Raw genomic sequence first — 10461 nt, 5'->3', positions numbered from 1 at the left:
GGACGACGCCCCTCGCACATCACCGGCGGACGACTCCCCCGACCTGTCGCCACCGGACGATGGAGCCGCTCCTCGCCCGGAGTCCGCCCAGCAGCAGCCCCAGGCCACCGAGACCTGCGAAACACCTGCCCCGGGAACCCGTCTCGGCCCCCCGAGGCAGCAGCCCTCCCCAGGGGACGAAGCCCTCGACACCCGTTACGTCGATGCCAGGGACACCCTGCGCGCATGGCTCGACTCCGGCGTCCTCGCCCCCGACCAGGACCCGGCGCTCTACGTCTATGAGCAGAGCGGCCCGAACATCCTCCAGCGCGGCCTGATCGGCGACGTCGGCCTGGCGGACCCGACGCAGCACATCATCCTCCCCCACGAGGACGTCATGCCGGGGCCGGTCGCCGACCGCCTGGCCCTCATGAGCACCACCCAGGCGAACCTCGAACCCATTTTCCTCCTCTACAACGGCGAGAACGGCACGGCCACCCGCCTGGTGGACGAGGTCGCCACCACCAGACGCCCCCTGGTCACGGCCCGGACGGACGACGGTCTCACCCACCGGCTGTGGGCCATCACCGACGGCACGGAGATCACGGCCATCAACACCGATCTCCGCCCCCGCCAGGCCTTGATCGCCGACGGCCACCACAGGTACGCCACCTACCGCATCCTGCAGCGCCAGGAACACCTCACCCGCCGCCGCCCGGACGACGACGCCGGCAGCGACCCATGGGACTTCGGCCTGGCCCTGCTCGTCGACTCCGTCGCCTACCCGCCCGATCTCAAGGCGATCCATCGCGTGATCCCCGACCTCCCCCTCCATGAAGCCACCGCCCGGGCGAAGGGCTCATGGCGCGTCCATGACTTCATCGACCTGGCCGAGGGCCTGGCCGCGCTGGAGTCGTCGCCCGACCCCGCGTTCCTGCTGGCCGGCGAGGGCGGGGTCCACCTGCTCACCAATCCCGACCCGGTGCAACTGGCCCACGCGATGCCGGCCAACCGCTCCGATCGCTGGAACGCCCTGAACACCTCGATCCTCACGGAGTTCGTGCTGCCGAAGGTGTGGGGCATGCAGGACGACGAGCAGAACGTCCGCATCGTCCACCACGACGCGGAGGCCGCCGCACGGCTCGCGACCCGCGCCGGTGGCACGGCCGTCATACTCAAGCCCCTTGCCGTGGACGAGGTACTGGCGGTCGCCGCGGCCGGCGAACGAGTCCCCCGCAAATCCACCTCCTTCGGCCCCAAACCCCGAACCGGCCTGGTCCTCCGCACCTTCGCCATCGACTGACCACCCCAGGACCCCCATCCCTCGGCGCACCTGCCCCAGCTGCCCCAGTGCGCCGATGGGGGCGCCACCCGTTCGATGGGACGCCACCCGTTTCCGGCTGAGAACGCTTCCCCTCGCAACTTCCCCCTCAGCACGCCGCCCTTCTCAACCGAGCTCCCGCGCCCCAACCCATACGGGCCAGGTCAATGGCGTCGCTGTGCCCCCTGGAACGCATGGAAGACGCGGCACGGCCGACTGCCCAGGCATGAACGTGGCCGCAACTCCTCGACCAGAATTCCTCCCGCCTGCCACGCGAACCCACGCACCCACGTCAGTCACCCCAAGACGTGCTCGCCCCCGTGCTGTGCGCTACGCCCGCACGAAGCCGGAGCTGCTCCCAGCTCAGCGAGCCCATCAGGAGGCCGAAACGCGCGCTGGCTTGAGGGACCCAACCGTCGGCACCTTCCTTCGCAGCGCCGGATCCCATGACGGCCGCATCTTCCGCCAGCACGCCCCTTTACTAGCCCGTCCACCCCGCACGGCCCGTCCACCCCGTCCGGCCGTCCCACCGTCTGGCCGTCCGACCGCCGGGTCGTCCCACCGGACGGCCGTCCGGCCGTCCGGCCGTCCGGCCGTTCGGCACAGCCAAGCAGCCCGCAACTACGTGTGGGCATAGCCGCAGGGCCGGACCTCCTTGGTGTCGCCCTCGCTGAAGTCGGGATCGAGCTCGATCCTGCTCAAAATGGTCGCCTCGATCGGCCGTCTGATGGTCTCCGTCCTTCCGCAGTCGTAGAACACGTACGCGCCGGCGTCTTGCCCGAGCACCAGCCACCTCTCGCCCTTGGACACGCTCCTGCCCTCGCTGTCACGAACCTCGGCCCACTGATTCGGAAACCCGGTGAGCTCCAGCACGATATTCCCCTGGCCGAAGGCGCGTACGTCCTCCGCTCCCTGAGTCATCCAGCCGACCAGCGTGAATCCCACGCCCATGCCCACCAGAGCTCCTGTGAGCACGCGCATGGCCGCCCTCCCCGCCGGTCGCGCCCTGAGCAGCCGGTACGGCACGAGCAGCCCGAACAAGCCCACGCTGAGCACCGTCAGCAACACCGGAGTGCCGGTCACGTCGACGAGGCCGAGCAGCCCCCAGTACGCGATACCGGACAGCCCGGCCGCCACTGCCGCCGACAGCCATGCCTTCTCGCGCGCCCAGGCGACCACCCTCGCCGCCAGCCCGCGTGTCACCTTGTCGACCAGCCACCCGATACCGACGATCAGCCCGAGCAACGGCAACATCGCCAGGAAGAGCAGCACCAACGTGCCCAGCAGGTGTCCGAAGATGCTGGCCTGAGTCAGGCCGGCCTGTTCCGGAGTGATGCCGAAGGTGTCGTAGACGCTCTCGAATCCCAGGTACAGCAGCGCGTACACGCCGACCGCGATCGGCACCACCACCGTTCCCAGCTTCTCCAGCACCTCCAGGACGCTGCCCCTGGCTCCCATCTCAGGCCGGGCGGTTACCACCGGTACGTGCGGCAAAGTCTGATAACTCATGCAACAAGAGGATCCTCCGTTAATGTCGATTCTCGATTGACGCAAGATAAAGATCGGACCCACTGGATCCACTCAGGGGTGTGTCATCACCTGCCCGTCCGGTTCTCCCCTCACTCGCGCGCCTCGCCCGCTGTGCGAGTGGCGTTCTCCGCATCCCCGGCAGGCTCGGGTGCGTGAGGGGCGGAGTGCGCCCCTCACGAATGTGCTCGCCCACACCCTTCGCGAGGCGGCCCGGTCAGGTCGCCACCGCGAGGGACGCCAGCGTCGGCAGCGGACGTGGAGGTGGAGTGCTGGGCTTCTGCCCTGATGCGGGGAGCGGGTGATCGAGCGGTTTGGCCTCGTGCACCTCCACCTCGTACCTGAAGATCTTGGCGGCGGTCGGGCCGAAGATGCGGCAGCGGAACGAGCCCGTCACCTCGAGCGGATCGCGCGGTTTGAGCCGGCGGACGCTGGCGGCGACCTCCGGATTGAACGTGACGCACGGGATGCTGTCGGTCAGGGTGCCGCCACGTCTGTTACGACGGCGGCGCACGATGATGCGCCACTTGGTCACGGTGTCACCGCTCGGCAGCGACTGTTCCTCCACCGCCGCGGACAGCCTTCCCACCAGCAGGACTTCGTTTCGGTCCACTGTGGTCCTCCCATCGGTACTTCGGTGGAGATCACTCTCTACGATGAGGGGGTGGCCGGATCGGCTCGAACGCCGTTCTGGGGATAGCGGCTGAGCGCTCGGGAGTGCCTGTGGACAACATCACCGCGCTGGGCGGGGACGTCTATGAAATCGACACCAAAATGGCCGGATACTCGGGCATCACCGCCGGTTACCTGATTCTGGGGGATCGACCGTGCCTCGTGGAGACCGGGACCTCGACGTCGGCGCCGGTGGTACGTGACGCGCTGGCCTCCCTGGGCGTCGGTCCCGAGGACCTGGCCACCGTGGTGGTCACGCACATCCACCTGGATCACGCGGGCGGAGTCGGCGATATCGCCGGGTTCTTCCCGTCGGCGCAGGTCGTCGTGCACGAGAAGGGCGCCCGGCATCTGGCGGATCCGTCCAGACTGATGGCCAGCGCCCGTATGGTTTGGGGTCACCGGCTCGACACCCTCTTCGGCGAATTGTCCCCCACCGACGCGGAACGGATCGTCGCCCTCGGCGACACGGGCTCCATCGACCTCGGCAACGGACGCACACTGAGCAGCCACTACTCGCCCGGCCACGCCAAGCATCACGTCGGCCTGGTCGACTCCGCCACCGGCGACCTGTACGTCGGCGACGCGGCCGGCGTCTACCTGCCGCAGACCGGCGACCTGCGCCCGGCAACCCCGCCGCCGGACTTTGACCTGCAGACCGCGCTCGACTCCATCGGGCTGTTCGGTGCACTTGGTCCGCAACGGCTGCTGTTCAGTCATTACGGGCCGGTCGCCGCCGTCCAGGACACTCTGGAACGGTCTGCCGAGGAGCTGCGCATCTGGGCGGATCACGCGAAGCGGGCACGGTCGGAGGGGATGGACCTCGACCACGCGGCCGCGATGGTGCGCGATGCGACCATGGAGCGGTATGCGGTGTTTCAGTCTGATCCAGAACTGGCCGAGCAGTTCGAGTTGCTGAGCACGGCGGAGTCGAACGTCGCGGGGATCCTGCACTGGCTCGACCGCGTCTCACCGTAGCCGACGCATCCTTGCAGGCCCGGCCGCCGTCGACGGCGGCATTGGCGGCGACAGCTCGATGACCGGCGGCTCGATGACGAAGGGCCGCCTCCGCTCCGATGGCGGCCCAACAGTCCACGCCGATCGCTGTGGGCCTTGCCCCAGCCTCGGATTCCGCATGCTACTCCCGCCCATCCGCGCCGACGGGCCGTTCCCGGCCTTCGCGCGGGTGAGCGGTCACCTGCACTGACGCCAGCGCGGCGCTCCCGCCCATCCACGCCGACGAGCCGTTCCCGGCCTTCGCGCGGGTGAGCAGTTACCTGCACTGACGCCAGCGCGGCGCTCCCGCCCATCCACGCCGACAAGCCGTTTCCGGCCTTCGTGCGGGTGAGCAGTTACCTGCACTGATGCCAGCGCAGCACTCCCGGCCCGGCGCCAGCGCCCCGTTCCCGGTCCTGGTGCCGGCGGCCCGGCCCCCTGCGCTGACGCCTGCAACCGCCCCGCCCCGGGTGTCGCTGAGCCATTTCCGACACCCGTGTCGGTGAGCCGCTTCCAACCCCGATACCCGTGAGTCCTGCCGAACCCAGTGCTGATGAGCCGTTCCGGCCTCGCTGGCCGCCGGCTGTTCGCTCTCGGGTGACCGTGGGAAGCGAAACGGCCCGCCGTACCGCAAGGCGCGGTACGACGGGCCGTTCACGTTCCAGCCAGGCCTGGTGGCCACGGCAGAGCGCCGAGGTCAGTCCTTCTTCGGTTCGTCCTCGGATTCGTCGGACTCGTCCGGGATGTCATCGAAGTTCGGCTCGATGAACGCCGGCGTGATGCTCGGCGCCTCGCCCGCGCTGGCCTGTTCCTTCTCCACGACCTCCGGCTCAGCGTCCGCCGTCTCGGCTTCCGCCTCGGCCTCCGCGTCATCCTGGACGTCGCCAGCCTGGACGTCGCCGCCCGCATCGACAGGCGACTCCTCCACGGCGCGGCCGTCCAGGAGATCGCCGGGCTCCGGCTCGGCCGATTCCGGACCGTCGAGCACGTCACCAGGCGTGATCGTCACCGACTCGCCGCCGAGGACATCCCCGCTCAGGACATCCCCGCTCAAAAGGTCCCCCGCCTCGGCGAGAGCCTCGGCGTCGTCGGCCTCCTCGTCCAGTTCGGCCGCTTCGCCCGTCTCCGCCACGCCGGCGTCGTCGAAGTCGTCCTCGTAGTCGAACTCTTCCTCGACGTCCTCGATGACCGCACCGGTCAGCTCGGCGTAGCGCTCGGCGGCGTCCGTCTCGCCGTCCTCGTCGAAGGCCATCGCCCGGCCGAACCAGTCGGTGGCCGCGTCCTGGTGACCGGCCTCGGCCAGCGCGTCCGCGTACGCGAATGCCAACCGCGCCGACCACGGACGAGGCTGCGGGTCGCGCAGTTCGGGCAGTCGCTGCAACGTGATGACGGCGGCGTCGTGCTGCCCCATGTCGCGGCGGGCGCCGGACTCGACGATGGTCAGCTCGATGCGTCCGGCCCGGTCGAGACGTTCGGCTTCGGGCGAACGAACCAGGTCGATCGCACGCTCCGGACGTCCCAGACCACGCTCGCAGTCGGCCATGACCGGCAGGTACGCGTCCGAACCCGTCATTCGCCTGGCGGCGCGCAGGTCGCTCAGCGCCTCGGAGAAGTGTCCGGCCCGGTACGCGACGATGCCGGCGGCCTCACGCACGACGCCGATCCGCGCCGCGAACCTGCGGGCCACCTTGGTGTGCTCGTGGGCCCGGTCCGGGTCGTCCTCTTCCAGGGCGCGCTCGGCGGCGACGAGATGCCTGCCGACCAGCTCGGCGAGATCGTTCGGCAGGGAACGCAGTTCCTCGCGAACCTCCTTGTCGAGCTCCTCGGCCAAAATGTCGGGCGCGATCTCCGGCAGCCTCTCACGCTGCGGCGCCGCACCCTCGGGCCCCTCGCGGTCGGGCCTGCCGTAACGCGCGCGGGAGCCGCCGGGACGGTCCGTCCGGTCGCTCCAGCCGCCGCGATCGCCTCTGTCGTCACGAGAGAACGGACGGGATTCGCGGTAGCCGCCCTCACGACGCGGGCCACGATCGTCCCGGAACCCACCCTCGCGGCGGGGGCCACGGTCACCGTAGCCACCCTCGCGACGGGGACCTCGATCGCCGAAGCCGCCCTCGCGACGGGGACCGCGGTCTTCCTGGGATCCACCTTCACGGCGGGGGCCACGATCGCCAAAGCCACCTTCGCGGCGCGGACCTCGGTCGCCGAAACCGCCCTCACGACGCGGGCCACGATCGTCCCGGAACCCACCCTCACGACGGGGACCACGGTCACCGTAGCCACCCTCGCGACGCGGCCCACGGTCGCCGAAGCCGCCCTCACGACGGGGCCCACGATCGTCACGGTCGCGGAAGCCGCCCTCACGGCGCGCACCGTAGCCGCCTTCACGACCGCGGTCGCCGAACCCGCCCTCACGGCGGGGGCCCCGGTCACGGTCCCCGAACCCGCCTTCACGGCGCGGGCCTCGGTCGCCGAACCCACCTTCGCGACGCGGGCCACGATCATCCCGGAACCCACCCTCACGACGGGGACCACGGTCACCGTAACCGCTCTCACGACGCGGCCCACGGTCACCGAACCCACCCTCACGCCGAGGACCGCGATCGTCACGATCGCGGAACGGACGACGCTCCTCGCCCTCACGGCGGGGGCCACGGTCACGGTCCCCGAACCCGCCCTCACGGCGCGGACCCCGATCACCGAAACCACCCTCACGACGCGGGCCACGATCATCCCGGAACCCGCCCTCACGGCGAGGTCCCCGGTCACCGTAGCCGCCCTCACGACGAGGCCCCCTGTCACCGAACCCACCCTCACGGCGCGGGCCACGGTCATCACGGTCGCGGTAGGAGGGACGCTCCTCGCCCTCGCGTCGCGGCCTGTCATCACGGTCCCGGAACGACCGGCGCTCGTCGCGGAACCCGCCCTCACGGCGTGGCCCGCGGTCGCCCTCGTCGCGCCGCGGTCCGCGGTCTTCCCTGTTGTACGAGCGCGACCTGTCGTCGGAACGGAACGGACGGTCGCCCCGGGAATCGCGCTGGTCACGCCCGCGAGAGCTGTACCCGCCACTCCTGTCCCCGCCAGGGCGCCTGTCTCCGCCGTCGCCGCGCCCGCGCTGTCCGCCGTCCGATCCGTTATCTCTGTTCACTTCTGGTCCATTTCGTTGGCTCACTCAGCGGACTTCACACGACGGTCCACCGTGGCTGGTCGCCGCCCGCCCGCGGGCCTTACGCGACGAAGGCCACCCGTGGAGGTGGCCCGGTCCCTCCAGCCTAGCAAGCCGCAGTACGTCCACGAGCCTGGCGCAACCTGATATACGGCGGCCCGAAAACCAAGGCTGCTAGAGACGCCGGCCATGTCACTCCGCTCCCACGAAACAGCCAAGGCCAACCCCGGATCCTCAACCCCCTCACCGACGGCCACCTCAGCCTGCCCGGCAAGATCTTGCGGGCTCCCCTTCGGATCCGTCCTCTCGACCTGGCCTGCGCAAAGGACCAGCACCTCACTCACTGCGCCACCGACAGACAACGCGCGCGACATCGGCGCGAACATAAGCAAAGCCTTCCTGGACGCCACCAAACCTGCGCCAAGACCTCGACATCGCTCGCCCAACCGAGTTCCCCCGGAAAGCCAAAGTTGTATCCGCCCGGCGTCCCACTTACTACGTCGCCAAGTTTGTCGATGCGATTGGCGCCAGCGTTCAAGCCGCCCTGCTGTCGGGATGCCTGACCACCCCGATCCATCACGTCTTCGCCGATCAGGGCTCCGCGGGACAGCTGGTGGACAGCGCCGGCGATGCTCCGCGCACCACCCGCGAGATCGCACGCAAACCCCACTGCCCAGCAAGAACTCCGTGTCATCTCCCACTGCTGGGCGGTGGAACGGCCTCGCTACATTTGATGGTTGACCAATACGGATCTTGCATTCTCCTCAACTGGCGCGCTTGGTTCCTCTGACGGGGGTAGCGCCGGAATATGCGCGTCGCCACGCTGAACCTCTGGGCCAGGCACGGCTGCTGGAGCAAGCGCCGTGAGGTATTGATCGCAGGGTTGCGTGATCTGCGCCCGGATCTCGTCGCCTTCCAGGAATCGGTCGTGACCGACCACTACGACCAAGTTGTCGACCTGCTGGGGCCTGGCTACCACGTCGTCCATCAGGATGAAGGGGAAGCCGATGGCACCCGCGCTTCGATCGCCAGTCGCTGGCCACTGGGCGAGATCCGGCAGGTGAGACTCGCCGTCACCAGTCGCGTGAACCTGTCGGAGTTCGCCGGCTGGGTTGGCTTTGTGGAGGTTCGGACGCCAGAGCCGCTGCTGTTCGCCAACCACAAGCCGTCCTTCCGTCTCAACCATGAGCACGAGCGCGAACTCCAGGCCGTCCAGGCAGCGAATCTGATTGAAGAAGTGCTCGGTGATGGCCTGCGGCACGTCGTGGTGGCCGGAGACTTCGACGCGCCGCCAGAGTCAGCCAGCATCCGCTACTGGAGTGGCTTGCAATCTCTACACGGAACAAGCGTCGCCTATCGCGACGGGTGGCAATGGGCGCATCAACATGATCCGGGGCACACCTTCACCCCGCTCAATCCTCTCGTACGGAACGGAAACTGGCCGCTGGAAACCGGCAGGCGCATCGACTACCTCTTCGTTCGTTGTCACGGAAACGGTCCGACGTTACGCCTGGTGGACTGCTGGCAGATCTTCGATCAGCCCGTCAATGGCGTCTGGGCCAGCGACCACTTCGGCCTCGCGATGGATCTGGAAGAGGTCCACTGATGCGTCTCGGCCAGGCGCCCCACCTACTGCCGATCACCCGTCTCAATCACGCACCGAGGCACTTGCCTTCGTCCGCAAACCCCCGGCAGAACGGCTTGGCCCCGGTCGGCCGAGCGCTCCCGATTCGCCCCGCCGCCTGCGAGGCCCGAGAGTCGCTTCAATCGACAAAGAGACACACAAATCTCTATCCCTCGTCGCAGACCACATCGAGCAGACGGGATTCAAGCCAGTGAGAATCGTGTCACACACCGAGCCGGGCGGTTACGTGAGGCGGAGGACCAAGGCTTCAACCAGGTACTGGAGCGTCCCGGTCCGCACGAGAGGGTCGACGCGAATCGCGACAAGCCTTGGGGGATGCATGTCCAGCGCCCGCTTGGACCTGGGCGGAAAGGAGCCCAGTGGAAACCACGGTGGTAATCCGGCTGCGAAATGAAGCCCTCAGAAGCCTTCCCCTGGAACGCTAAGCTTGCGAGCGTCGAAGCGCCTCCAGCAGAGAGACGCTCAGGGCCAGATACTCGATGAGACCCAGCAGACCAGGACCCGCCAAAGGCCGACGAAGAACCGAGAGGCGAGCTGGCAAGCGCTCGGTAGATATTCGAGCCATGGGCAGTTCCGCCGGTCGATGTGCTATCGAGGCACTCAAACACGAAAGGCCCGCCAGAGATGCCCGGCAGGCCCAACACACACCACAACCAGCAAGAGGCCGGCAGCACCGCAACCCGGACGCCGCCAACCCCGGGCACCCGAACATCCGGACACCTGCAGCCCTGGAACACCCGCACACCCCCGAACGGCCGGACACCCGCCGCCCTGGAACACCCGACGCCCCTGGACAACACCCGAACGCCCGAATGACCGGTGGGGGACGCGCCCCTCTCCCCGCACACGCGACAAGGACCCCCGGCCCCACCCGGAGGCCCGCCGGCCGACACCGACCGACAACCGACCGGCCGCGGCCGACCCCGACCGACAGACCCCGGAAATGCGAAAGGAGCCCCCGGCAACACCCAGAGACCCCTCAAATACGGAAAGGGCCCGCACATACCCGAAGGATACGTGGGGCCCTCCCCAAAGATTGTCCGGCGGCGACCTACTCTCCCACACCCTCCCGAGTGCAGTACCATCGGCGCAGAGAAGCTTAACTTCCGGGTTCGGAATGTAACCGGGTGTTTCCTTCCCGCCATAACCGCCGTAACA

Annotated in this window: 7 protein-coding genes and 1 rRNA gene; 4 read left to right on the top strand and 4 right to left on the bottom strand. The window is 68.7% G+C overall.

The genetic code is table 11. The annotated features are described in order from the left end of the window. The first annotated feature begins 43 nt into the window (after positions 1-43). The gene (locus HII36_RS50080) at positions 44-1282 is read left to right on the top strand and encodes a DUF1015 family protein (protein WP_173530469.1); all 1239 of its coding nucleotides are present in this window, start codon (positions 44-46) and stop codon (positions 1280-1282) included. 639 nt (positions 1283-1921) lie between these two features. Here HII36_RS50080 and HII36_RS50075 read toward each other — a convergent pair. Continuing rightward, positions 1922-2809: a hypothetical protein gene (locus HII36_RS50075; protein ID WP_173530467.1), complete on the bottom strand. Its 888-nt coding sequence runs from the start codon at positions 2807-2809 to the stop codon at positions 1922-1924. A 235-nt stretch (positions 2810-3044) separates the two neighbouring features. Continuing rightward, positions 3045-3440, bottom strand: coding sequence for a single-stranded DNA-binding protein (locus HII36_RS50070; RefSeq protein WP_173530466.1), 396 nt, complete (start codon positions 3438-3440; stop codon positions 3045-3047). A gap of 110 nt (positions 3441-3550) precedes the next feature. Between HII36_RS50070 and HII36_RS50065 the strand changes: the two genes are divergently transcribed. Next, a complete protein-coding gene (locus HII36_RS50065; protein WP_173530465.1) occupies positions 3551-4477 on the top strand; it encodes an MBL fold metallo-hydrolase in 927 nt (308 codons plus the stop codon). A gap of 715 nt (positions 4478-5192) precedes the next feature. Here the strand turns inward: HII36_RS50065 and HII36_RS50060 are convergent. Beyond that, complete coding sequence (locus tag HII36_RS50060) at positions 5193-6326, bottom strand: hypothetical protein (RefSeq protein ID WP_236004907.1); 1134 nt, start codon at positions 6324-6326, stop codon at positions 5193-5195. On the opposite strand from HII36_RS50060, the gene HII36_RS58405 reads away from it, so the two are divergent. Both HII36_RS58405 and HII36_RS50050 read left to right on the top strand, forming a co-directional pair. Further along, positions 6246-7805: a hypothetical protein gene (locus HII36_RS58405; protein WP_173530463.1), complete on the top strand. Its 1560-nt coding sequence runs from the start codon at positions 6246-6248 to the stop codon at positions 7803-7805. The genes HII36_RS50060 and HII36_RS58405 overlap by 81 nt on opposite strands. Before the next feature lie 661 nt (positions 7806-8466). Beyond that, on the top strand, positions 8467-9264 hold the full coding sequence (locus HII36_RS50050; protein WP_173530464.1) for an endonuclease/exonuclease/phosphatase family protein: 798 nt from the start codon (positions 8467-8469) through the stop codon (positions 9262-9264). A gap of 1077 nt (positions 9265-10341) precedes the next feature. Here HII36_RS50050 and rrf read toward each other — a convergent pair. Continuing rightward, positions 10342-10458, bottom strand: a 5S ribosomal RNA gene (gene rrf, locus HII36_RS50045). Between the last annotated feature and the right edge of the window lie 3 nt (positions 10459-10461).

Origin of the sequence: Nonomuraea antri (genome assembly GCF_013283785.1) — a bacterium.
Classification (GTDB): domain Bacteria; phylum Actinomycetota; class Actinomycetes; order Streptosporangiales; family Streptosporangiaceae; genus Nonomuraea; species Nonomuraea antri.
Note: the sequence above shows the minus strand (reverse complement) of the source record. Positions and strands in the feature narration are given on the sequence as shown.

Excerpts from the sequence above, each read along its gene's own strand:
- HII36_RS58405 (WP_173530463.1), top strand. The coding sequence starts at position 6,246 with ATGCCTGCCGACCAGCTCGGCGAGATCGTTCGGCAGGGAACGCAGTTC.
- HII36_RS50075 (WP_173530467.1), bottom strand. The coding sequence starts at position 2,809 with ATGAGTTATCAGACTTTGCCGCACGTACCGGTGGTAACCGCCCGGCCT.
- HII36_RS50050 (WP_173530464.1), top strand. The coding sequence starts at position 8,467 with ATGCGCGTCGCCACGCTGAACCTCTGGGCCAGGCACGGCTGCTGGAGC.